Here is a 23,308-nt window from a genome sequence, read left to right as displayed (position 1 = left end):
AATGATGATGAATACCTTAGACCGCTATATTGGAAAAAATATTTTAGGTGCTATTTTGGCGACATTGCTGATGTTGGTGGGTTTATCAGCGATTATTAAATTTGTTGAACAATTTCGTAGTATTGGAAAAGGAACTTACGATGTTATTCAGGCAACACTGTTTACTTTATTAACTATGCCAAAAGATATAGAAACATTTTTTCCTATGGCTGCATTATTAGGATCACTTATTGCACTTGGTAACCTTGCAAGTCGTAGTGAACTTATTGTGATTCAATCTGCTGGATTTTCTCGCTTTAGAATCGGTTTAGCCGTGATGAAAACCGCATTGCCATTGATGCTTATCACAATGATTATTGGCGAATGGGGTATTCCACAGACGGAACACTTTGCCAGAGATATGCGTGCAAAAGCAATTTCCGGAGGCTCCATGCTTTCAGTAAAAAATAGTATTTGGGCAAAAGATGGTAATGATTTTATCTATGTTGGTCGTATTACTAATGATATTAGGTTGAATGATATTTATATTTATAGTTTTGATGATAAGCGTCAATTGAAACAAGTTACACATGCGAACCAAGCAAGTTTTGAACATGGCAAATGGAAATTAAGCGGAATTAATCAATCACAAATTTTTGCTGATGAAATTAAAACGATTAATCGCTTGAAAGATAATTGGAGTACAACGTTAACACCCGATAAGCTGGGGATAGCTTCTTTGCGTCCAACGTCGTTGTCTATGACCGGATTATACAACTATATTAAATTCATGAAAGAAACGGGACAAGATGCTAAACGTTTTGAACTTACTTTTTGGCAAAAAGTCTTTCAACCGGTCTCTGTTGCGGTGATGATGTTGTTGGCACTTTCTTTTATTTTCGGATCTTTACGCAGTGTTACTGCAGGAGCAAGGATTGTAACAGGTATTTTTTTTGGGTTTCTATTTTATGTTATCAACGAAATTTTAGGGCGATTAAGCCTTCTGTATGATATACCAATTGTACTTGCAGCCCTCATTCCAAGTTTACTTTTTATGATTCTCATTTGGTGGCTTCTTAATAGAAAAAGAGAGTAAAAAAACAACCGCACTTTACTATAAAATATTTTTGTAAAGTGCGGTTGAGGTAACTTTGTTGAAAATTAAAACAAATAAACCAAAATATTAAATTACCACTTGCAAGGTAAGTTTATAAACGTATAATGTCGAGCAATAAAGCACACAGCCAGTGTGACGAAATTGGTAGACGTAGCGGATTCAAAATCCGCCGCCCTTAAAAGCGTGTCGGTTCGAGTCCGACCACTGGCACCAACTTCAATTTTCCATTCTTTCCCACTCTTTCAAATTCATTAAATAAACCCTTGTAAATACTGGCTTTAACGTGCTTTTATTGTTTTTCTTCTTTTGTGTTTATTCGTATTTATATGTTTAAAGCAATGAATTTTAGTAGTATAAATGGTAGTATAAAATCAAAAAATACATTTTTATCTAAAAAATTATACTACTAAAAACCGCTAGAGCCTTGATTTTAAAGGGTGCAAAGCACTTTATTTTTTTTCTTTTTTTATACTACTAAACTTATGGCAAGATTAATCAAACCTCTTTCAAATACAGAAATAGAAAAAGCGAAGATTAAAAAAAAAGCTTATCCATTAAGAGACGGCAACGGGCTTTTTTTATCTGTAGAAATTAGCGGTTCAAAGATATGGCGTTTTAACTATTACAAGCCTTATACTAAAAAGCGGACAGAAATCAGCATTGGCAAATATCCTGAAATATCACTACTACAAGCAAGAAAGATAAGAGACGAGTATTTAGCCCTGCTCGCTCAAAATATCGATCCTAAAACACACAGAGACCAAAAACAAAACACACAGGCATTAGAACGAAACACTTTTAAATATGTTTGTGCTAAATGGTATGCTGAAATATACCCAACAAAAGCACCCAATGAAGACACTAGAACGAGGAATTGGCAAAGGTTAGAAAGGCATATATTCCCCAAGCTCGCAGAAATACCACTTTCAGAAATAACACCTAGATTATTAATAGACGTTTACAGAGAAATAGGGGCTAGCAATACTCTTGATAAATTACATAGACTTGTCAAAGCTACTCTAGATTATGGCATTAAGCTAGGCATTATAGAGGGGCATAATTGCAATTTAGCAAAAGATGATTTTATAGCACCACTGGCAAAAAATCACCCAGCTATTACACCTGCAGAGCTACCGGAGCTATTAAAGGCAATAAACACCGCTTTCAAGGAGGGTAAGCTAGAGTTTAACACACTCTTTGCATTTAACTTGACTTTGCTCACAGGGTTGAGACAGAAAGAGCTAACACGCATTGAATGGGTTTTTATTGATGATGATAATAAGTTGCTTATTATCCCCTCGGAGAACATGAAACAAACTAGAAAGCTAAGAGAACAGCCCAAAGATCATATAATTCCTTTATCCTCACAAATGATTAAACTTATAGGCACAATTAGGCAATTTAACGGCTCAAGCCCTTATTTATTCCCCAGAGTGAGAAACAGAAATAAAACCATAGGACTAGATACTGTAAGTAATGCGTTAAGGGATAACGGCTATAGAGATAAACAAGACGCACATGGGTTGAGGGTAGTATTTAGATCCTATCTTAGTCAGATTGGCTTTTCTGTTGTCGTTGGAGAGTTGGCAATAGCACACAATTCAACAGGGAAAGGGAAAATACAGGCTATATATGATAGATATGATTACCTAGAGGAAAGAAAGCAAGCATATCAAGCATGGGGGGATTATTGCGAAAAGTGCGGAATATTATTAACACTTTCTGAATAATCTAAAATCAATTCAATGAATAATAGCCTTGTTATCTAGCAAGGCTTTTTATGACGCATTTATTACGATTGTTTAATTTAGTTGATGACTGTAAAAATAAACAGTAAAATAGAAACACAACCGAAGAAATACAAATAGACAAGAAGAAAGGATTGTTTTATATATAACAACAAAGCATGAATTTTCAAATTGGTGCAACTAGGCACGGAGTAATTAACCGAGCCGAAAGGGAATAGCCCTATCTATCTCTTGTTGCACCCTCACTAGATAGGGAAACGAATAGGGGCGTTTTATGAACCAAATAAGTCAAAATGAAGATGATTACATTTCTGTTTATGAATTGATAGAGTGGGCGAGAGAAGTCGGTGATGGAAGTATAATAAATGCCACTTATCTTTTATTAAAAGACCTAGACGAGAAAACTATTCAAACTTACAGAAAATCGCCACTCACTAATAGAATTTCCAAAACAAATACAAACCTATTTGACATGCTAAAAGAAGCTAACAAATTTAATAGCTATGATTGTGATTGTGATATTCCATTTTAGGCAGAAAATATGATATTTCGTGAATATGATTTTAAAACCACGCTAATTAACAGGGCAGAAATTGAAAAGGTATTAGGAATTTCTATTCCCAATAAAGAAAAACAAGATGGACATAGAGCGGTTAAAATTGATCAAACTAAAAACTATGATAACGAGGATATAAAGCAGGTAGTAACCGCTAAAGATGAAGAAATAGCAAAGCTAAAAGCAGAAATAGAAAACCTGTTAAAGTCTATTGATCAAAGTAAAAGTGCAGTAGATTATAAAAAACATTCTATTCATGGGCATTTTAGTGATAATTTTGAGGTACTATTCAAAATATCCAAGCTAATAGCCGAAAAATGCGATCCTGATAATCCTCACTCTTACCCAAACAAAGAACAAATTAGGGAGCATGTAAAAAAATATTACTCAGATAGTAAAGAGCTGGCAGACGCATTTTATAAAATAATTATTCCTGAAAAAGTAAAAAATAGAGGTAGACCACCGCAAGGGGTAGAAACCTTTAAAGGCTTTTAATAACAGGGCTTTCAGTGTTTTACAGGGCTATATTTTAAAAGGTGGTATAGCCCTTTTTTAACCTCTCTCTATCCATACCTTAGGAGCTGTTACAGACTATTCACATAATAAAAACAAGTATCTAATTCCCCTCACAAACAAACACAAATAAACCGAAAGGGGAAATTATGACAACACAAAGCGAAACTATCCAAACTATTGAACAAGCTCAATCTGTTCAACCTTACCAAAAGAAACTAATTAATATTGAAGATGTGAAAGCAATTACAGGCTTTTCTACTACCACAATTTACAAGCTAATGAATAAGGGCGAGTTTCCAAAGGCGAAGAAGTGTGGGCGTTCTACTCGTTGGCGGTTAGCTGATATTGAAAGCTATATCGCAAGTTAAGGGGGGAGCATGGTAGGAGTTCTAAAAGACAATTCAAAAGCGACACAGTGCAGAACTATTTTAAAGGTATTGAGAGAGCGTAGCTCAAGTACTTTTGATTTTAGGCAGATGGGGATTGTCTCGCCCGCACAGAGAATTAAAGAGTTACGTGAGAAAGGCTATCAAATCGAAACCACAAGAATTAATAGCATAGACCATACAGGGCAACCACATGGCGGAATTGCACTTTATCAATTAATTAGCGAGCCTGATTAAATGCAAAAACCAAAACGCAGAATAAAGGCTTTTTATGTGGTAACAGGCAAAACCATAGACGGCAACAATGAAAATATTGCGGAGTTTACGCACAAAGGGCAGATATTTAAAGGATTGAGAAAGATAGGATTAGATTTTGATAAATATCAATCTATCACAATTCACAAAAGCCCTATTGTCGTTTATGAGTATGCGAAAGAGCCTAACAGCAATCACTACAGACCAAAATTAATCAAATAACAGGATTATTTCAATGATTTTAAAAAAATGTGATTTAGATCACTTTACAAAGTGCGGACAATTTTTTACTATTTCCACGCACTTGAACAAAGCAAGTGCCAGCCGTGAGAAGCTGAAAAATACAAAGGCGAATAGCACGCCTCAAGCGTGTTTTTTTATTCGTAATTTACGCACACCTAAAATAAATCTAGCAATAGATCTATTCTCAATGGTAGAGCGTAAAGGGCAACCGCTTGCGGTTGGCTATGTTCCTTTGTACGTAGTTTCTCACCCCTTTACGCTTTACCGCCCGACCGTGAGAAGTCTAGCGGAAAGCCTTTTAAACATTACAAAGGACACCGCAAAAATGCTTTATAAATTCATTTTATTAGGAGAAAACCGCCTACACCTCACTATTTTAGCCGACAGCGAGCAACAAGCACGCAACCGCCTAATCCTTACCCGTGCTATCTGTTACGCACGTATTAACCCAAATCATCACCGCACTTTTAAGCCTTGTAAGCGATTGGAGATGATAGCAAAAACGATAGAAGAACCCTAAGGGACAACACCAAGATTACACCCAGTTTAGTGGAAATAACCCAACAAAAAAGCCCTCAACCAAATGGCAAGGGCACAAGTAAATTAACTTAACTCATAGGAAAGAAATAAATCATGGAGTTCTAAAAAGAACGTCATGGATTATAGCCTAAATGAGTTTGAAAAGGTACAGAAACATGACAAAAATCAAATTTTCAGTATTGCTAAAAAATCAAAGTGCGGTTAGTATTGGCGACACTACTACAAAGAACGGCTACCGCACCCGTAAGACTTGCGGAATTTTTTTACCTCAAATTCCTATGATCAATGGCTTGAGCCTACTAAGCTCAATCTGTTTATCTGAATTTGTGGCAAGGTTGATAAGCGGAAATAAGGCGAGCACTCGCACGAATAACGCTAGCCGTTTCTTTGCGGTAGTTGAAACCTTGCTACACCCTTTAGGGAACAGCAATTCACATTTACTAAACAAAGAGACAATCAAAATGCTATTCAAATTTATCCTATTCTTAGGCGAAAACCGTCTAAAACTGGCTATACGTGCTAATTCAGAACAACAGGCACGCCAATTATTAAACCTTCAATCTAACGCTTTATTTATCGCACGCATTAACGACAAAGGGGGTATTTATGCTTAATGAGATAGAACAAAATCACCGTTACGGCGTAATCCTAACCTATGAAGACGGGAGAACGTTTGAATGTGCTGAGGGCGTAACCCTGGCAAGAGCCTTAGAGATTAAAGCTAATGCTAAAAAACAAATTCAAGCAAAAGAGTTAGCTTTTTTTGATGTAGTTAATATCGAAATCATTCCAAGCACCACAGGGGGAGATAATGAACAGAAATAATAAAACCTACTGGAAATTATTGACGGCTTTTGTTTTTAAAGAGTTCACAATCCCCGTAATTTATCGTTTCGCACACACGGAACAACAGGCACGCAAATTTCAAGAAACCTTTTTACTTGAACGTGGCGAATTGTTACGAATTGAGCCAATGCGAGAAAGTGAAGTTTTATTGATGTGTGAACTTGCCAATGTTGAAAATATAACAAGGGCTTTTCTGCTCAATTCAGTGAAGAAAAAAGAGGTTCAAAGCGTGATTAAAAACTTTTCTATTGCTTTCCCGATATTTAGCAATTTTCAACAGAAAACTATCCATGATTTAGATGTGGCTAGATTTATCTTACAGGGGGACAAATGAGAACGACTATTAACGCCTTGAGCGATTTAAGCCAATGGAAAGGACGGTTCAAGCCGTCCACCAACAAAAAAGGGCATATCTCAAAAACGCAATATAAATCTCATGACGAAGATTTAGCAAATAAACAGCCCAACACAAATACAAAAGCTAAAAACACTGATACGGCTCAATCTATCCCCTTTAGATTTACATTATCGCAAACTAACCGATTATTTGAGCTAAACAAGCAAGCTATTGAGCGTTGCAAGCTAAATTTTCCCGATCATTATCATCACAAGTACAAACTGGCGGAAGAGTGTACAGAGATAGCAAAAAGATTAGCTACAGCACGCTATTTAATTAAGTGTTTGAAGAGCTATACATCCGAGCAATCTCAAGAACAAGACAGCATGACAAAAGAAAGTCTAGCAGTTTTGCACTATTTAGCCGATAAATTCGGGGAGATATCTGAGTTTGTTAAGCTGGTGGACGAAAACGGCAACAAGCTAGAAAGTTTTGATAATAAGAGCGATTTAGAGGGGTAACAATGAGTAAGCTAATTAATGCACCTAACCTAAAGAAAATCATTAAGCAAAATATTCACCCAGCACAAGAAATTTTGATTTTAATTGGCGATAATCCTTGGAGTTTTTACCGCAAAAACCCGAAAGATGAAAAGACCAACGGGCAGGGCTCAGGCTGGATGTTATTAGCCGACAATATCGACGGAGAGAACCCGAACAGATACAAAGAATTACCGATTATTATTGATGAACGGAATTATAAAGAATTGGATAAATTGGCACTTTTACCGAATGAACATAAAAGTGCAAGTTTAGTAGATACTAGCGGGCTTTTTAAGGTTAAAAGCAATAATAACGGTATCACAATTAGAGAAAATGAAGAGCTTTTGCGTAATATTTGCATTAATTTAGCGAAATATACGCAAGTAAACGCATTCAGCCTTAGAGATTTGTTAGGTCAACACTTGGAGGATTTAAGCACTTATATTGAGCGATTGAGAGATGAATATTCACAGGAAAGCGAGGGAGAACCCGAGCTTATCGAACTAGATGCGGACACACTCAAAAAAGCAACGCCAAGCGATAAAGCGGGGTATTTTTTGAAATGGCTGAAAAAGCCATTAGCCTATAATCAAACTCAAGGGCTTATTTATTTTTACAATGGGCAAATATGGCAAGTTAAGGACGAAAACGCACTACAGCGAGAAATTAAAAAATTTTTTGCGGAATATAAATCGAATTATGGCAGCGTTGAAACTATAAACAATATGATCAAATGTTTAACCGTTGATTTACCGCTATTTGATGACGAAATAAAAGCAGCGATGGATTATCAATTCTTAGCCTTTAAAAATGGCGTTTTGAATAAGCGTACGCTTGCTTTTTTACCGCATAAAAAAGAATATTACCTTACAGCGATCAACCCTTGCGATTATCTAGAAACACAGACACCAACACCGAATTTTGATAAATGGCTTGATTTTATCAGCAATGACAGCATAGAGCGGAAAAAAGCACTTTTAGCCGCTTTATATATGATTTTAAATAATCGCAGTGATTGGCAATTAACTCTTGAATTTATAGGCGAGCCGGGGAGTGGTAAATCGACTTTTTTAAACGTGGCAAAAATGCTTTCAGGCGATGCTAACCATGTAGCCATTGACTTAGAAACCTTGCAAAGAGACAGCAAGACAAGAGACATGCTATTAAATAAAACTTTTCTATATGCACCAGACCAAGGGCGATACATTGGCGAAAGTTCTGTTTTAAAAGCAATTTCCGGGGGAGATGAAATTCTAGTAAACCCGAAAGGAAAGAAAACATTTAGCGTAAGGATAAACGCTATTATTGCTATCTGTTCTAATACCTTGCCAATTTATAAAAATGACGGGGGCGGAATGGAACGCAGAAGAGTGGTATTTCCTTTTTACAAGGCAATAGACGACAGTGCAAGAGATGACAAGCTCACCGAAAAAATTCAAGCCGAATTAGGGGGAATTATTAGAAAACTTTACGATGAGTTCAAAGACCCTGAGGACGCAAAGCAAGCATTAAAGCAACAAAAAGCAAGTGCGGAGGCGTTAAAGATGAAAACAGAAAACGATCATATTTTAGAATTTATACAAGAATTTGAATTAATATCTCAACCCTCAAATGATTGTTTGATTTTAGGCAGTAGCCGAGGCATTCCAGCTTATGAAAGCCCTTTAATATTTGAGCGTTTTTACTGGTGCTATTTGTACTATTGCTACATCACAGGGCGGGAAGGGAAATTTATATTAAAACCAGTAGAATTTAAAAAAGAAGTTATCCAAGCATTTAAAACCATAGGCGAAAAACCATTCACAGCCCGACAATTAGGAGGGGGATATAACTACACAAACGCAAAATTCAAGAATAAACATGAAACTGTTAACAAATGGCGAAACGCCTAAAAACTCAGTAAAGCCGGATATATACCGGCTTTTTTATACGCTTTTTTCACTATTCAGAACCTTGACAATAAACTCTATTCACTTATTCACCTATTCACTTTTTTAACTTAACTATATGATATATAAAGAGTTTTAAAGAGTGAATAAGAAGTGAAAAAGTGAAATAGTGATAAAAATAGCAAAAAGGTGAATAATTTTTAATCAATTTATTTTATTCACTCTTGTTTTTTTCTTTTAAAATCAATAAATTAAATTCAAAAAAAAGAAAAAGTGAATAAGTGAATAAAAAAGTGTTTGTTGACTCGGTTGCGTTGTTAGTAAGGGAATTAATTGCATAAATTTGAAATGGTATTTAGCAAAATTAGCCCCAAGAGTTCATTAAAACATCATATTAAGCCTTGTTATCAGACAGGGCTTTTTATTTTAGAGCTAAATATTATTAGATAAAATACAACTAATTAGATTAATTATTAGTTTTATGTTGCATTTATTAGATATTTTACTTATAATATAAAGCATGAAAGGCAAATGAATGCTAGTGCAATGAATAATAAAATTATCATTACTTCAAAAGCAGATAAACAGCTTGAACGAATTGATAGCAGATATAAAAAAGCAATTATTGAAACTATCTCAACACTAACTAACTTTCCTGATTTAGTGCTAGATATAACTAAATTAAAAGGGTATATGAGCAAGTACAGGGCTAGAGTTGGAAAGTATAGAATTTTGTTTGAGTGGATAGAGGGAGAGCCGAGAATAATAGAAATTCAAGAAATTAAAAAGCGAGATGAAAGAACTTACAACTAGGGTGATAAAAGCCCTATAAACACAGGAGCAAGACAATGAACAATTTACAATATATCAGAGACAACAGCGGAAAGCCTTTATATGTGATTTTACCTATAGCAGAGTTTGAAAAACTGGTAGAGGTTGATGAGTACGGCTTTAGAATTGAAGAAGATGATAGTGAAGAATGGCAAGATGTACCCTATGAAAAAGATGATAATGATGCAGTTACTATCCCTTTTGATGTTGTCAAAATCAAGCATGAGAATAATATAAATCTTTTAGGTGCATGGCGTATCTATAGAGGGCTATCGCAGAAAGATGTTGCGGTTAAAGTTGGCATCACTCAAGGGGCTATTTCACAAATGGAACAGCCCGACAATAAACCACAGAAAAAGACATTAGAGAAGTTCGCAGCAATCTATGAATGTGAAGTAGAACAGATGTACTAATCACAATCCACCACCAACAGAAAGGGCTATAAAGCCCTTTTTTACTCTTAACCACATTAAAGCATAAAAAATAACAATTCTTGTTATAGTCCCTAAATGGGAGATAATAAATAAACTTGATCAATACTTAGGCTTATTATGAGAATAATCGCTATATCTACTTTAGTTAGGTACTATCATGCACACCCTGAAGCAGAGCAACCGCTAAAGGCTTGGATAGCAGAAGTTAAAAAAGCAGACTGGCAGAACGCCCACGATATAAAAGCAAAATATAAAAACGCTAGCGTGCTAAAAAATCGTAGAGTAGTTTTCAATATTAAAGGGAATGAACACCGCTTAATAGTTGCAATGGCGTTTAAAATTGAGAAAATTTGCTTGATACCGTTTTTAAAAATAATACAATACGAACCAATTAAAACCCAACAAACCTAATAAGGGATAAATATGTTTAATGAGTTAAAAGTAGCTCAAGCAACCGCTTATTTGTTACATAAAGCAGGCGGAACAATGGAACATATAAAGGCAATGAAACTTCTTTATCTTGCCGATCGTTTATCGTGGCAAAAATATAACTACTCTATTTCTAACGATGAATATTACTCTTTGCCTTATGGTCCTGTGCTAAGCAATACCTTAAATCTTATGCGAGGAGAAGAAGCAAGCCTATATCAGAATAATAGCATATGGGGCGAATGGATAGCAGATAAAGAAGATCATAAAATCAGTCTAAAAAGAACGGTAGATACTGCAGATGAATACTTTTTTGATTGCTTATCAGAAAGTGATACAGAAATTTTAGATGAAATCTTTGCGACTTTTGGGAGTTATAAGCCTTTCGCCCTAGTAGAATATACGCACAATCCTAAATATATCCCCGAATGGGAAAACCCACAAGGAAGAAGCAAACCGATATATCTTGCTACACTCCTTTCAAATCTAGGAAAAACAGAAAGAGAAATTGCCGATATATTAGAACAGATCGAAGAAAAAAAGAAGATGGATAGTTTTTTTACAGGTGTGGATAATGCCTGAAATTAAAAGACAAGTTACCATTCTTAGACCGACTGACTACGGCAAAGACGAAAGCAACTACAAGCATTTATATATTTTACTTACTGACCCTTGTTTTGACGGGGAAAGCGGCAAGGAGGATATGATTTTAAGTGTTAGCTGCTCAAGTATAAAAGATGGCAAAGCCTTAGATGAAACTTGTATTTTAAAAGCTGGTATTCACGAATTTATCACTAGAGATAGTTTCATTTTCTACCGTCATTTAAGAATTGATTCATCAAAAGAGATACAAGCGAATATAGAAGCTGGATATTTCATTCAGAAAGCATTAATCAATGATGAAATCTATCAGCAAATATTAAGGGGCGTATTATCTTCTAAATCTGTAGATCGCAAGTATAAACGCTTTCTTAAAAATGCTATTCGCCAAAATGCTTGCCATGATATTAATGAATATTAAGCCTTAATCTAATGATTAATGGCTTTTTTCTTGCCTGTTATACTTGAAAACACCTCTATCACTGTAATAAACATTTAGGCATTGCCGCCGATGTACTTATTCAAACCTAACAAACTCAAATTTGAGGAAATCTAAAACGACGCTACATTAGAAATTGCGAAAAACTACATGAGAAATTGCGACGAAATGGACGGAAAAACTGCGAAACAGCGAAAAGATATTTTTTCAGTCGCTTTAATGCTGTAAAGCATGGTGGCTATGCAAGTAGTAATTATTTTACCGCCATTGCCAACAATGAAAGACTACAACAACGCAAACAGGGGCGTTTTGTGGACAAAATAAGCTATGCCACTTATCAAAAAACCGCATAAAAAAAATCAGATCCGCCACCTGAAAAAATCTATTTTTACCCACTATATAGGAAAAATAGATAAAATTGAAATGATTAAAAAACAGGCGTTTTATAGGGGTACTTTTGATTTTAGTAGTATAAATGGTAGTATAAAATTAAAGATAATAAAAAAATAAACATAATAAACAATGACTTATATTATCAATTCGAGTCCGACCACTGCACCAGCTTCAATTTTCCATTCTTTCCCACTCTTTCAAATTCATTAAATAAACCTTTGTAAATAATAACGTTAAGTTGCTTTTTCATGTCTCAATCTGCTCAAAAGCCTCTGGAAGAGTGGCGAAAGAAACAGATCGGGAGCCCTGATAAATAAAGGGATTAACGATAAAAAACGGATTGGTGAAGCATACGAAGATTTAAGTATATTTAACGGTATTAAGGACAAGAACGAGAGCAAAAAACTAATTTTACATACCTATTTCCCATCATGGCACATTTCTTACGCTTGTTGTAATAACGTTAGAGGTCGATTTTCCTGTTAATGGATTGCTGTTCATATATAATGGTGTATTATTTTCATCTTCATAATTAAATGCTAAAAAATCAAAAACCTCTTCTAAAGACTTAGAAAATATATTATTTATCTATTGAAAACCGCATCCGAAAGGAACATTGCCGTAGCCTCACCTGCCACACCGGTAGTCGCTCCGACAAGGGCATTTGTACCTGATAGATGTGCTTCAGTAGTAGAAAGTAAAGCGTGAGCTAACAAATTAGCCATTTTACTGTCTTTTGTCATTGTGTGAATTTGTGCATTCAGCTCAGGGGAAATCGCAACAACGACAACTTGCCCAGCACTGCCACCACTTAAAATTGCCCCTACCGTAGCAACGACAGCATCAAGTTTACGTCTTTTTGAACCGCCCTCTTGCCATTCCACATCTTGTGTTTCTTTTGCCTTGTTATTGGCATAAATATTTACTGCCGAACTAATATGTGACACTGCCTGAGCAATCTCCTTTTGCTCCGCCAGTAGTTTTTTCACCTCTTTTGGTTTTGCCACTTGGCTGTTTGCTTGGCTAAGGTCGGTATTAATTCCCAACGCTTTTGCTGTGGTTTTGATTGGGTTTGTGTCTTTGTTTAAGGTGATTTTCCCTTCCGTAAGCGTCGCTTTGGTGATTGAGCTGTCATTACTTTGACTATGCATCGGTAAGCTCGGGGTTATGTTCGGAGCGGTTTTTCCTTCAACCAACATCGCATTTTCTGCTCCTTTTTTGCTCAGTTTGCCGGTTTCACTATCTTGGTAGTAATCTGCTCCTTTACCGTAAGTGCCTGAGATTGAAACACTTGTTGCCTTATGACTTGATTCATTTTGAATGTCATTAAAAGTGAGGCGATTGGTTCGCAGTTCACTGTTGTTTGGGGTAGTTGAAGCAATGGTACTGCCTTTCAAGTGGACGTTGTTTGCCTCTATATGATAACCGCCTTTGCCTGCAATTAAACCTGCCTGTTCATTAACTTGTTTATAACTGCTTTTGCCTTTCTCACCTGAAGCAAAACCGCTCACACTCCAAGCATTACCAAAACTCACATCTACACTAATCCCTGCCTGACTACCTTTGCTGTTGTAATTGTTGATGTCTTGCTTGCTTTCAATCCGAAGGTCGCCTTTAGCATTCACATCAATTCGCTCAGCAGTAGCGGTTGTGCTGTTGAGGGTAATATCCCCTTGGCTGTTAAACTTAATATGTTCTGCATCTAAATGGCTGTTATGAAAGCTCGTGTCAGCACCTGCAGATTCGTATCATCATAATCTTTGGCTCGGTAAACATTATTGTAATTAAACATTGGTTTTAATTTTACCGTGTTGCTGTCATCCAAACTCTTTACCCCTAGAATTTGCAAAATCTTAATCATAAACAACCGCTTGTATTACTCTCGTATTCTACATTGTATGCAATGAAAAATTCTTATGGTAAAGAAACCTATATTTTCAAGGTTTTCAAAAAGGAAAATTTATAAACAATATACCTTGTAGAATATCTCTGGTATCTAACAAACTATAAAAATAAAACTTTTATAATAGCTAACAATATAGGTATAACAAACCAAATTCTATAATATAAAAAACGGATAAATCTTTTTATTATTGATTCAGTTTGTTCTTGATATATAAGTTCACTTGCATATATATCAGATAAATTTTTATATATTTCACCATTATCTCCCATGACTATACTTTCATCATTAAATGATTCAGCAATTTCCATTAAGACTTTTAATGAAATTTCATCAGGATTAGAGAGCCATAAGCTATTATCATCATAAGATATAAAAAATTCATACTTATTTTTATAAAAAATTCTTTTTTCATAATCTACGGAGAATCCTAAACTCGTCATCTTGTTTATAACCCGCTCAAAATCATATAATATTTTATCAGTGCTAAGTTTATCTGACTTATTTACAATAGATACATGATAGCCCATATTATTTTTCCTGCTTATCTGTAACTGTTTTATAAAGTTCTATCTAACAAATCGGGTTATTACCACATTCCTCAAGCATAGCTTTACGGTTAGATTCGCTTATGCCTTTATATTTCTCAAAAATCGCTTTCGGCTCTTTACCTTCTTTCTCAGCTTGAGCCAGTTCTCTAATATCACAATAGTATTATATTTATTTTGCCATTCTTTATTTGTTTCAATTTTTCATTTCTTGCTTTGTATATATTTATTATTTTATAAACATATGATCCGATATTTTTTTCAGACATCAAAAAATCTTTCCATATAATAGTTTTACCATCAAAAATATCTATATAATCCCAAAGGGCATCCAAGTTATTTCCAAAATATTCTCCTAATTCTGGAACTTGCTTGGATAATTGCTTATAAAAATCATCTGGAGAAAAAATTTCCTTTCCTTCAATTATTATTTCCATCTTCCAACCTCTTTAAATGTTTTATAATGATCTGTAGTAATAAATAATAAACCGTCACTTGAATATAATAATCTCGTTCCTAGTTGTTTATTTCTACCTATATTGTTATTAATACCAATATCAGCCTCATACCAAACTCTTCCATCTTTACTAGGTAATAAGTTACTTTCGTTTCTAAAAATATCCCCACCAATTTGCCCTTGTTTTAAAGGTTTGCCACTTGACCAATTATATAATTCTTTAGCTATATCCTTAGTTACATACTCATCAGGTAATTTTCCGGTTTTTTTCAAACTATCAATGACTAGAGCTGTATTTTGTTCTGCTTGTAAATCTAATTTTAATTTAGGATACAACGCTACATTCTCAGCCCCGCTTGATACCCTTAGCTTAGCATCCTGCTTCTCGTAACCTTTTGGTGGTGTAACAATAGGCTGTCTAGTCAGATATCCTTTTATTTCCCTTAAAGATAAAGAACCACCACCTACAGCCGCCCCAGCTTCAATAGCCATGCTGGCATAATGAACACTACTTGGCAAGGCTGCATAGCTGTTTGTATTCTCATCTCCTACAAAGGTCGCCATTTTACCTTTAAGGCTATTACTTAATCCATTTACATAAGATATCACTCTCAACGCAGAAAGGTTTTTATAAACTTCATCATTCCCTGTTCCCATTTGATAAATATGGGGAAGATAACAAATCGGGTTATTACCACATTCCTCAAGCATAGCTTTACGGTTAGATTCGCTTATGCTTTTATATTTCTCAAAAATCGCTTTCGGCTCTTTACCTTCTTTCTCAGCTTGAGCCAGTTCTCTAATCAGCTTTTCTACCTCATAGTTATTGAGATAGTTATTCTCCACCGCACTTTCCTCAATCTCTCCACTCAATGCTGCATTTTGTACGGTGTTCACCGTGCTATTTGATTGATTGTTTTATCGGGATTGTAAGAAAAAATATCCAAATCTATATTTTCATCTGTAAATATCTTAGAGATTATATATTTAAATCTCTCATATCTGTCATAGATGTCAGAATTATCTTTAGTTAAAAGGGTAAAACTATCCCAATTTGGAATTATCAATAATTCAATTATTCGCATAATCCCAATTAAAATATCTTGTTTTATCAATTTTGTGTTTTTATAGGTTATTGCTATATTTATCAAATCTTTTTCTAGTTTCCAATACTCATCATCATTCCATTCTGAGTAATCCAACCATCTTCCTATAAATGAATTTTCATCATATAGCCTTGAATAGGTTACATTTCTATAAAAATCTGCGTATTCTGCCATATTTAATCTCCAATTTTATTTAAGTTAATATCAAAAGTTCCGTTTCTTGTTTCTTTTTTATTTAATTTTTCAGGACTAGCTGCTTCTTTCCAAGCTCCTCCATTATGACCATCCACATCTCTAGTTATATAGCTATTACCTTTTTTAAACACAACTGCACCAGACTTATCATCAAATTTTGTTCACTGACTTTTTAAAGTTTGACGTTTTCCTTGGTTGTCAATTGTTTTCAACTCTAATCCCATCAGCTAATTCTAGGTCTAATTCCATATCTATGATCAAATTTATAATAATTTTTTTTGCATCATTCGTAATTGAAATTTCTCTCTCATATAACTGAGTACAGATCAACTCAAGAGCTATACCATACTCATCATAATTAATTAAATCCATTGCATTCTCACAATCCTCTTCAGGCAAATTTTTATAAAGCAAAGATAGTAGATTTTTCATTTTTTCTTTCATTATATTACTCCTGTTTAATAGGGAATGCGGTAATTACACCATTTCCCATTGGTTCTACAATAACCCTAATTCTAACGCCATCAACAACTCCCTCAACTTTAAATCTACTCGGAACCCCCTTTTTAGTATACAAACTTCCTTTTGTTCCTGTTTGTTGTACCCATTCTAAATTAGGATCAGTAGCAATATTAGATATAACGTCGAGAATTTTTTTCTCAGACCAGTGTATTGGGAATTTAGATTTTCCATTCAGAATATTTGTAAAAGAAAATTTATGCCCACCACCTGTTTTATCTCCATATAATATATGTTCAGCTCTCTGAGAACTGACTAGAGATACCATATTTTCTCTAGCAGTTATTAGATTAGAGACATTTTTAGTAACAACTTTTTGAAATACATTTATAGCTTCACCCGTCAATAAAATACTCGGTGCTTCCAACGATTTACCCAGACTAAGCATATAGCCTTGCATTTCTGCGGCTAACATAGAGTCGTTTTCTAAAGCCCAATTTAACTGCTCATTCCATTGTTCCGCTGAAATCACCACTTTATCAAAGGTCTCTTTCGGGTTTTGGATTACATTCGCCAGTGTTGCAACGGTTTTATCAAGATTTACTATCCCATCAACTGTGCCTTGTACACCTTCTACAACCGCTTTAGCTTCCCCAATTTTCATTGCATCATAATAAGCTTCCGCTAATTCCTCCGCATTTTCTTTATCTTTGAAAAGCGTTTTGGCAAACATTTCTATCGATTGCTTACGTTCTTCTGATGGGTGAATGTCATCACCAAGAAAATTAAACTCCACCGCATTCTCAGCCACCCTCATTCCCGTACTCACTGTCGCCAATGTACCGGCTGCGGTATCACTGCCTGCAGCTACACCACCTGCCACACCTGCAATCCCTTTGATAACCTGAATAAGTTCTTGCTTTTCCATTTCCGTCAGTTCTGTTGGGGATTTGCCATAGACGGTTTCGCTTAAGATTTTCGCACCCACTTCACCCACGCCTGTAGCCACTGCACCTGCCGTCGCACTACCACCTGATAACCGGGCTTCCATTGCTCCCCATAAAATATGGGCAGGAATATTTAAGGCTTGTAACTCAGGGCTGTCTGTCACTTTCTTAATCGCTTCATTCACATAAGGCGATACCACACCTGCCACAATTGCTTCTGTCGGTTTCCCTGCAACAATAAGGCTTAATACCGCAGCGACTGCGGTTGCCGCCTGTTTCTTGTTACCACCCGTTTGCCATTCTTTTGCAGCTTGTTGGTAAGCGGTAGCTTCTTGGGCTTTTTGGGTTGCAGTAACAAGGTCGCCTTCTTTAGCCGCTTTCGCTGCTTCTTGCTCTGCTTGTTTCGCTTTTTCCTCCAGTTCCGCTGCTTGCCGACCGGCATAGGTCATCACCGCACCTGCAACATTGCCTGCCTCTTGTGAAAGGATTTGTTGTTCTTTCAACACCTTATTAATGTCTTTCGGTGCTTCAACCTGTTTATTCGCCTTATCAAGTTCGGTATTAATCCCCAACGCTTTTGCTGTGGTTTGGATTGGGTTTGTGTCTTTGTTTAAGGTGATTTTCCCTTCCGTAAGCGTCGCTTTGGTGATTGAGCTGTCATTACTTTGACTATGCATCGGTAAGCTCGGGGTTATGTTCGGAGCGGTTTTTCCTTCAACCAACATCGCATTTTCTGCTCCTTTTTTGCTCAGTTTGCCGGTTTCACTATCTTGGTAGTAATCTGCTCCTTTACCGTAAGTGCCTGAGATTGAAACACTTGTTGCCTTATGACTTGATTCATTTTGAATGTCATTAAAAGTGAGGCGATTGGTTCGCAGTTCACTGTTGTTTGGGGTAGTTGAAGCAATGGTGCTGCCTTTCAAGTGGATGTTGTTTGCTTCTATATGATAACCGCTTTTGCCTGCAAATAATCCCGATTGTTCGGTGACTTGCTTGCTATTGGCTTTGTCGCTCGTCGCACCGGCGTTGCCGCTAAACTCCCACGCCGTACCAAACCCAAACTCCACCTTAGCGCCTAAACCTAGGCTGTGGCTGTTCGAACGTTGGCTGTCTTGCAAACTTTCGATGGTTAGGTTGCCTTTGACATCCGTTTCAATTTTTTCCGCTTTGGCAACCGCACCTTTTAAGGTGGTGTCTTTGCCGCTACTTAACGTAATATGTTCGCTGTCTACATGACTGTTTTCATACATCCGTTGTTCGCTTTCTTCTTTACCTTTGCTAAAGCCCTCTTTGGCATAGAACGACCAGCCTGTTTTAGCGCCCACGCTAAATGCCGTCCCCACTTCCGTACCGTAGCTTTGGTTTTTGCCTTGCTGTTTTTGATGGCTTTCACCGGCTTGAAGTAAGATATTTTGAGCAGCATTTAAGCTGACACGACTGTCTTGCAATCTTTCGCCGTTTTCTCCCCGTCCGGTAAAGTCCGTCTGTGTCGCCTGAATATCACCGCTTCTTGCCCTAATCTCAATCTGTTTGGCGTTGACGGTGTTGCCACTTGTATCAAATACAAGCGGTACACTTACCGCTAAAATTTGCAAAATTTTAATCATAAACAACCGCTTGTATTACCCCTGTGTTCTAAATTGTATGCTGTAAATAGTTTTTATGATGAAGAAAGCTGTATTTTCAAGGCTTCTAACGAGTTCAAATTATAAACAGCATACTTTGTGGAATACCTCCAATTATTTATATTTTGAAATAAACCAAAAATAATAAATCGATATTATCAATGAGGCAGCGGCAGATCTAAGATAAAGCTCACCCCCTGGGTATTCCATTGGCAAGTTGCCAAAATAGTAAAAAAACAAGTTTAAGCCAACTATAAATATAGTAAACACAATACTCAAACAAAGAAAAAATAATAAAAAAACAAAAATAAAACTAAATAATTTATTTTTCATTTTCCTTTACCTTTTTATATTGTTCAACTTTATCTTCCACTGTCTTTTCTAATGACTTCGAAAATATGTTATCTACTACATTTCCTGATACTGACGGTATTGAACTAGGCGTATAAAAACTAGATATCGCATTAGAAAAACTGGATTTAATCTCAGTATAATTTCTCCAATTAGGGGTTATTTTATTATTTAAAGGTATTTCTACTTATTCTTTTTATCTAGAACGTTACAGTATTTTTCCATTGTGATATAGAAAGTAACACATTAAAAATATACCCTTTATCATATTCAAAATACGTTACGTTACCTTTAGATTTTAACAATACATAGTCATTGTTTTTATTAAAAACAAAATATACATAAACTTCTTTATCTTCCATTTCGGAGCTACCTATATTAAAAGCTATATTATCAACAATTTCATTAAAATGATTAAACTCAGAAAATTCGATCGGTTTCATTGACAATAAAACCTCCTCAGTGAAGTTAGCTAAAGTAAACTTTAATTCGGATGTATAAACCTCACTTAATATCGGAACCCCATCTATATAAATATTAAAAATGCCATTTATCCAAAAACAATCATCATTCCATTCATTAATAATATCGCATTGAATTGCAAATTTATAAGGATCTCCAAAAAACATATATTACCTCGTGTTAGAATTTTAGATCTTCAGGTATTGGTAGAGGATTTTTTGAATCGCCTGAACTACCAGACCAATGATACTCTCCGTTAGTACCAAAAAATTTGTGAACATTACCTTGAGAATCTTTCGCATATCGAATCACTTTATTTGATTCAACTCTATAGACTTCTTAAATAACTCCAATGAGTCTCTAGGTTCAATTCCTGCATCTGGTCTATTTCCTGGCATACCCTTTGTATGTTTTGAATTAGATTTATATGTCACCTTCACTCCATTCTCTAACTGAACTGCTATAGGATTCGGAACAGGAATTGGAGAACCATTTGGATTAGATTTAGCTGTTTTCTTAGCAAATTCCACCTTAGAACCAGATTGATTTACAGCATCCTCTTTAGCAAGTAAATGTACTGCACCAAGGGCTAATTCAGCTCCTTTTTCTAAACCACTTTGTTGAGCTTTCAAGACTTCAATAGTTTTCGCATTTTCTTCTTCAACTAACTGATAGAATTTTGTTTGTTCATCTGCAGGTAAGCCACTCAGTCAATAATTCGCTCCGATTTACCTATAAATTTTGGTAGATAAAAATTACCTTATCAAATCAATATGTTTTTCAACCTTCAGCATAGCTAACACTTTAAAAATATGTCCTTTTTCAAAGCAATTGATTTTAACGATATCTTTCTCATATAAAATCAAATAGTCTCCTTTTTCATTAAAACAAAACAAGATACTAATCCCTTCATCATTCATTTCTGAACTTTCCAAGTTTAAAAAAGCCCCTCTACTAATAAGATCATTATAATATCTATCATCAATATTTACTAACTCTGATAGTTTTTCTAATTCTTGCTCCGAAATAGGTCTCATTTTTCTTTCAAAATCAGTGAATAGATATAGTAGATTGGTTTTAAGTTCCGTGATATGAGTACCTTTTGGATATTTGGAACTTTGTATATATATTTCATATATCCCATTAATCCAATTACTATCTGGATGGTTCCATTCTTTAACAACGTCATATCTAATAGCAAATTCAAAAGGATTTCCTACTATCATATTATTTTCCTTTTAATTGTTTTTTAATATCATTAGGGATTTTATTTTCATTTAATGGGTTTGAATGATCGCTTGTGCTACCACTCCAATGAAATTCTGATGAATTTTTATCACCAAAAAATCTATGGATATTTCCTTTGTTATCGATAGCATATCTAACATCTTTTTTAACATCTATCTTAGAGCTAGGAATTGATTTTTTAAAAAGTTCAATTACATTATTAGGCTCAAGACCAGCATCTGGATCTTTTCCATCTATATGCTTGCTGTTAGATTTATAGGAAACAACCAACCCATCTTCTAATACTACATTTTCTTCCACTACCATTTTTCTTGTTGGCTTTTGCTCAGGATTTTTTGCTTTCTTTGCAAAACTTGACTTCGGACCTTGTAAAGCATCCTCTTTAGCAAATAAAAGTACTGCACCAAGGGCTAATTCAGCTCCTTTTTCTAAACCACTTTGTTGAGCTTTCAAGACCTCAATGGTTTTCGCATTTTCTTCTTCAACTAACTGATAGAATTTTGTTTGTTCATCTGCAGGCAAGCCACTCAGCCAATTATTAAACGCTCCAGATAATTCATCTGCAAGACCAACAGCTTTCAATAATTCATTTGGTACTGTTACTCTACATTCAATCTCACAATTAGCGAACAATTCCGCTCGTTGTTTTTCACTTAACTCCCTGAATTTCTTATGAACTTCATCAACACTTTCACCATTTTGAATAGCTGCTTTTAATGCTTTTTGATATTGATAAACATCTTTAAGAGAAAGGGCGTTAAACTCCACTGCACTTTTCCCAATCTCGCCACCTAATGCTGCATTTTGCAATGTATTTGCTGTAGTGTTCGATTGTTTGTTTGCCTGTGAAGTAACACCACCTGCAACCGCCCCTGCAATTGAACTTAAAGTGATAATATGTTGCCGTTCTTCTGCTGTCAATTGGCTCACTTCGGTTTTGTTGTACAGCAATTTAGCCAACCTTGGAGCTGCCAGCTCTGCTGTTGCTGCTGAAACTGCACCTGCTGCGGCATTGCCATCTGCAACTGTTGCTTCAATTGCTCCCCAAGTGGCGTGAGCCAAGATATGAAGTGGCAGATTAACATCACCATTTTCATCGGTTGTTGCCTGTTTTATCAGGTTATTAACCGTTGGACCGGCAAGTTTTGTCCCTATCGCCCCCGCACTTTGATTCGCTAATACACCGGTTAAAACAGTGGTCAATACCTTGGCTGTTCTGTTGTATGTGCCATTGTTATCCCATTGCTTTTGTGCTTGTGTTGCTTCAATAAGTGCGGTCAGTTTTGCTTCAATTTCTGATGAACTTGCATTCGGATTCCCTTGCACTTGTTCTAAGGATTTTTCTGCCAAGTAAGAATAGGCTTTATTTAATATTAAATTTATTTGATATTATTTTTTTTATACATAATCCTATAAATAAAGGAATTGCAAAAGATAAAATATCACTTAAAGCATCTTCAGCCCAATAAAAATCACCAAATTTCCAATAGATATATATAAATATCCCTATATGCTTTAATGCCGCAGCAGAAAATACTGCCAAAAATAATGCAATTAAATAAATTATCGTCTTGATCATTTTGACAACTCCTTGTTATTAAGGTATTTCTTTACTTTTTCATAATCTTTTACTCTATTATCAAAATCTCCTCCATACTCTCCAAAAGCACCGCCAAGAATATTTCCAAAGGTAGAATCTTTAAGGCTAAATGGCTTATTTATTATAGGAGAAACTATTGCACTGAAATAATCGCTGCCTAAGGTATTTCCACTAGGATCTTTTGATAAGCTGGTTACTGTTGCAATACCTATATTAATCCTAATTTGATTACCCAATGATCGATTTCTGGTTAAAGCACCTCCTGAAAATGCACCTAACGCATCATAAGGATTAATATCTTGCCCTGTAACTGTTTTATATCCTACA

The 23,308-nt window shown here is 35.4% G+C and carries 31 protein-coding genes, 1 tRNA gene and 2 pseudogenes; 20 read left to right on the top strand and 14 right to left on the bottom strand.

Features of this window, described 5'->3' with window-relative positions:
• Positions 1 to 4: 4 nt before the first annotated feature.
• From lptG to HNR69_RS07965, 20 genes are all read left to right on the top strand, one after another.
• On the top strand, positions 5 to 1,075 hold the full coding sequence (gene lptG / locus HNR69_RS08060) for an LPS export ABC transporter permease LptG (RefSeq protein ID WP_075294229.1): 1,071 nt from the start codon (positions 5 to 7) through the stop codon (positions 1,073 to 1,075).
• A gap of 147 nt (positions 1,076 to 1,222) precedes the next feature.
• A tRNA-Leu gene (locus HNR69_RS08055) sits at positions 1,223 to 1,309 on the top strand.
• 269 nt (positions 1,310 to 1,578) lie between these two features.
• Positions 1,579 to 2,826, top strand: a complete 1,248-nt coding sequence (locus HNR69_RS08050; RefSeq protein WP_075294468.1) for a tyrosine-type recombinase/integrase — start codon at positions 1,579 to 1,581, stop codon at positions 2,824 to 2,826.
• Between the two features lie 292 nt (positions 2,827 to 3,118).
• Positions 3,119 to 3,376, top strand: coding sequence for a hypothetical protein (locus HNR69_RS08045; RefSeq protein WP_075294469.1), 258 nt, complete (start codon positions 3,119 to 3,121; stop codon positions 3,374 to 3,376).
• A 9-nt stretch (positions 3,377 to 3,385) separates the two neighbouring features.
• Positions 3,386 to 3,895 (top strand): hypothetical protein, encoded by a 510-nt coding sequence (locus tag HNR69_RS08040; RefSeq protein WP_075294470.1) that lies wholly within the window; start codon positions 3,386 to 3,388, stop codon positions 3,893 to 3,895.
• Between the two features lie 167 nt (positions 3,896 to 4,062).
• Positions 4,063 to 4,284: a helix-turn-helix transcriptional regulator gene (locus HNR69_RS08035; RefSeq protein ID WP_012340798.1), complete on the top strand. Its 222-nt coding sequence runs from the start codon at positions 4,063 to 4,065 to the stop codon at positions 4,282 to 4,284.
• Between the two features lie 9 nt (positions 4,285 to 4,293).
• Entirely contained in the window at positions 4,294 to 4,539 is a 246-nt protein-coding gene (locus tag HNR69_RS08030; protein ID WP_075294471.1) for a helix-turn-helix domain-containing protein, read from the top strand.
• Complete coding sequence (locus tag HNR69_RS08025) at positions 4,540 to 4,779, top strand: hypothetical protein (protein ID WP_075294472.1); 240 nt, start codon at positions 4,540 to 4,542, stop codon at positions 4,777 to 4,779.
• Positions 4,780 to 4,792: 13 nt separating this feature from the next.
• Complete coding sequence (locus HNR69_RS08020) at positions 4,793 to 5,320, top strand: ash family protein (protein ID WP_081376605.1); 528 nt, start codon at positions 4,793 to 4,795, stop codon at positions 5,318 to 5,320.
• Positions 5,321 to 5,495: 175 nt separating this feature from the next.
• Positions 5,496 to 5,954, top strand: coding sequence for a hypothetical protein (locus HNR69_RS08015; RefSeq protein WP_232451467.1), 459 nt, complete (start codon positions 5,496 to 5,498; stop codon positions 5,952 to 5,954).
• Complete coding sequence (locus HNR69_RS08010; protein WP_075294474.1) at positions 5,947 to 6,165, top strand: hypothetical protein; 219 nt, start codon at positions 5,947 to 5,949, stop codon at positions 6,163 to 6,165. Before HNR69_RS08015 ends, HNR69_RS08010 begins: the two co-directional genes overlap by 8 nt.
• Positions 6,152 to 6,520 (top strand): hypothetical protein, encoded by a 369-nt coding sequence (locus HNR69_RS08005; protein WP_041604074.1) that lies wholly within the window; start codon positions 6,152 to 6,154, stop codon positions 6,518 to 6,520. The genes HNR69_RS08010 and HNR69_RS08005 overlap by 14 nt, the downstream gene beginning before the upstream one ends.
• Positions 6,517 to 7,044, top strand: coding sequence for a hypothetical protein (locus HNR69_RS08000; RefSeq protein WP_183405666.1), 528 nt, complete (start codon positions 6,517 to 6,519; stop codon positions 7,042 to 7,044). Before HNR69_RS08005 ends, HNR69_RS08000 begins: the two co-directional genes overlap by 4 nt.
• A 2-nt stretch (positions 7,045 to 7,046) precedes the next feature.
• Positions 7,047 to 8,957, top strand: a complete 1,911-nt coding sequence (locus HNR69_RS07995; protein ID WP_075294476.1) for a DNA primase family protein — start codon at positions 7,047 to 7,049, stop codon at positions 8,955 to 8,957.
• Between the two features lie 528 nt (positions 8,958 to 9,485).
• A complete protein-coding gene (locus HNR69_RS07990) occupies positions 9,486 to 9,767 on the top strand; it encodes a type II toxin-antitoxin system RelE family toxin (protein ID WP_011608691.1) in 282 nt (93 codons plus the stop codon).
• 35 nt (positions 9,768 to 9,802) lie between these two features.
• Complete coding sequence (gene relB / locus HNR69_RS07985) at positions 9,803 to 10,198, top strand: type II toxin-antitoxin system RelB family anti-toxin (RefSeq protein ID WP_011608692.1); 396 nt, start codon at positions 9,803 to 9,805, stop codon at positions 10,196 to 10,198.
• Between the two features lie 138 nt (positions 10,199 to 10,336).
• Positions 10,337 to 10,630: a type II toxin-antitoxin system HigB family toxin gene (locus HNR69_RS07980; RefSeq protein WP_075294477.1), complete on the top strand. Its 294-nt coding sequence runs from the start codon at positions 10,337 to 10,339 to the stop codon at positions 10,628 to 10,630.
• 12 nt (positions 10,631 to 10,642) lie between these two features.
• Positions 10,643 to 11,230 carry a Panacea domain-containing protein gene (locus tag HNR69_RS07975; protein WP_075294478.1) on the top strand — a complete coding sequence of 196 codons (588 nt, stop codon included), beginning with the start codon at positions 10,643 to 10,645 and terminating at the stop codon, positions 11,228 to 11,230.
• On the top strand, positions 11,223 to 11,669 hold the full coding sequence (locus HNR69_RS07970) for a terminase (RefSeq protein ID WP_075294479.1): 447 nt from the start codon (positions 11,223 to 11,225) through the stop codon (positions 11,667 to 11,669). Before HNR69_RS07975 ends, HNR69_RS07970 begins: the two co-directional genes overlap by 8 nt.
• Positions 11,670 to 11,845: 176 nt before the next feature.
• Positions 11,846 to 12,040 carry a hypothetical protein gene (locus HNR69_RS07965; protein ID WP_136122091.1) on the top strand — a complete coding sequence of 65 codons (195 nt, stop codon included), beginning with the start codon at positions 11,846 to 11,848 and terminating at the stop codon, positions 12,038 to 12,040.
• 624 nt (positions 12,041 to 12,664) lie between these two features.
• On the opposite strand, the pseudogene HNR69_RS07960 reads toward HNR69_RS07965, so the two are convergent.
• From HNR69_RS07960 to HNR69_RS07895, 14 genes and pseudogenes are all read right to left on the bottom strand, one after another.
• Positions 12,665 to 13,804: pseudogene (locus HNR69_RS07960) on the bottom strand (hemagglutinin repeat-containing protein); the annotation flags it as partial.
• Between the two features lie 280 nt (positions 13,805 to 14,084).
• Positions 14,085 to 14,513 (bottom strand): hypothetical protein, encoded by a 429-nt coding sequence (locus HNR69_RS07955; RefSeq protein ID WP_075293969.1) that lies wholly within the window; start codon positions 14,511 to 14,513, stop codon positions 14,085 to 14,087.
• Positions 14,514 to 14,686: 173 nt separating this feature from the next.
• The gene (locus HNR69_RS07950) at positions 14,687 to 14,968 is read right to left on the bottom strand and encodes a barstar family protein (protein ID WP_041605126.1); all 282 of its coding nucleotides are present in this window, start codon (positions 14,966 to 14,968) and stop codon (positions 14,687 to 14,689) included.
• Entirely contained in the window at positions 14,959 to 15,834 is an 876-nt protein-coding gene (locus HNR69_RS09695) for a ribonuclease domain-containing protein (protein ID WP_198351458.1), read from the bottom strand. Before HNR69_RS09695 ends, HNR69_RS07950 begins: the two co-directional genes overlap by 10 nt.
• A 47-nt stretch (positions 15,835 to 15,881) precedes the next feature.
• A complete protein-coding gene (locus tag HNR69_RS07940; RefSeq protein WP_075293970.1) occupies positions 15,882 to 16,268 on the bottom strand; it encodes an immunity 41 family protein in 387 nt (128 codons plus the stop codon).
• A gap of 2 nt (positions 16,269 to 16,270) precedes the next feature.
• Positions 16,271 to 16,423: pseudogene (locus HNR69_RS07935) on the bottom strand (toxin C-terminal domain-containing protein); the annotation flags it as partial.
• Positions 16,424 to 16,487: 64 nt separating this feature from the next.
• A complete protein-coding gene (locus tag HNR69_RS07930; RefSeq protein ID WP_012340764.1) occupies positions 16,488 to 16,733 on the bottom strand; it encodes a MafI family immunity protein in 246 nt (81 codons plus the stop codon).
• 4 nt (positions 16,734 to 16,737) lie between these two features.
• Positions 16,738 to 19,302: a hemagglutinin repeat-containing protein gene (locus HNR69_RS07925; protein WP_147590743.1), complete on the bottom strand. Its 2,565-nt coding sequence runs from the start codon at positions 19,300 to 19,302 to the stop codon at positions 16,738 to 16,740.
• 569 nt (positions 19,303 to 19,871) lie between these two features.
• Positions 19,872 to 20,300: an Imm42 family immunity protein gene (locus HNR69_RS07920; RefSeq protein WP_075293973.1), complete on the bottom strand. Its 429-nt coding sequence runs from the start codon at positions 20,298 to 20,300 to the stop codon at positions 19,872 to 19,874.
• A gap of 141 nt (positions 20,301 to 20,441) precedes the next feature.
• Positions 20,442 to 20,765, bottom strand: a complete 324-nt coding sequence (locus tag HNR69_RS07915; protein WP_075293974.1) for a hypothetical protein — start codon at positions 20,763 to 20,765, stop codon at positions 20,442 to 20,444.
• Positions 20,766 to 20,888: 123 nt separating this feature from the next.
• Complete coding sequence (locus tag HNR69_RS07910; RefSeq protein ID WP_075293975.1) at positions 20,889 to 21,359, bottom strand: Imm42 family immunity protein; 471 nt, start codon at positions 21,357 to 21,359, stop codon at positions 20,889 to 20,891.
• Between the two features lies 1 nt (position 21,360).
• Entirely contained in the window at positions 21,361 to 22,731 is a 1,371-nt protein-coding gene (locus tag HNR69_RS07905) for a VENN motif pre-toxin domain-containing protein (protein WP_157665521.1), read from the bottom strand.
• Between the two features lie 13 nt (positions 22,732 to 22,744).
• Entirely contained in the window at positions 22,745 to 22,960 is a 216-nt protein-coding gene (locus HNR69_RS07900; RefSeq protein WP_041605136.1) for a hypothetical protein, read from the bottom strand.
• On the bottom strand, positions 22,957 to 23,308 hold a 352-nt coding region (locus tag HNR69_RS07895; RefSeq protein ID WP_183405665.1), incomplete at its 5' end, for a hypothetical protein. The genes HNR69_RS07900 and HNR69_RS07895, both read right to left, overlap by 4 nt.

Origin of the sequence: Histophilus somni, assembly GCF_014202395.1 — a bacterium.
Taxonomy (GTDB): Bacteria; Pseudomonadota; Gammaproteobacteria; order Enterobacterales; family Pasteurellaceae; genus Histophilus; species Histophilus somni.
The sequence above is the reverse complement of the archived record's forward strand: the minus strand, read 5'-3'. Positions and strand labels throughout refer to the sequence as shown.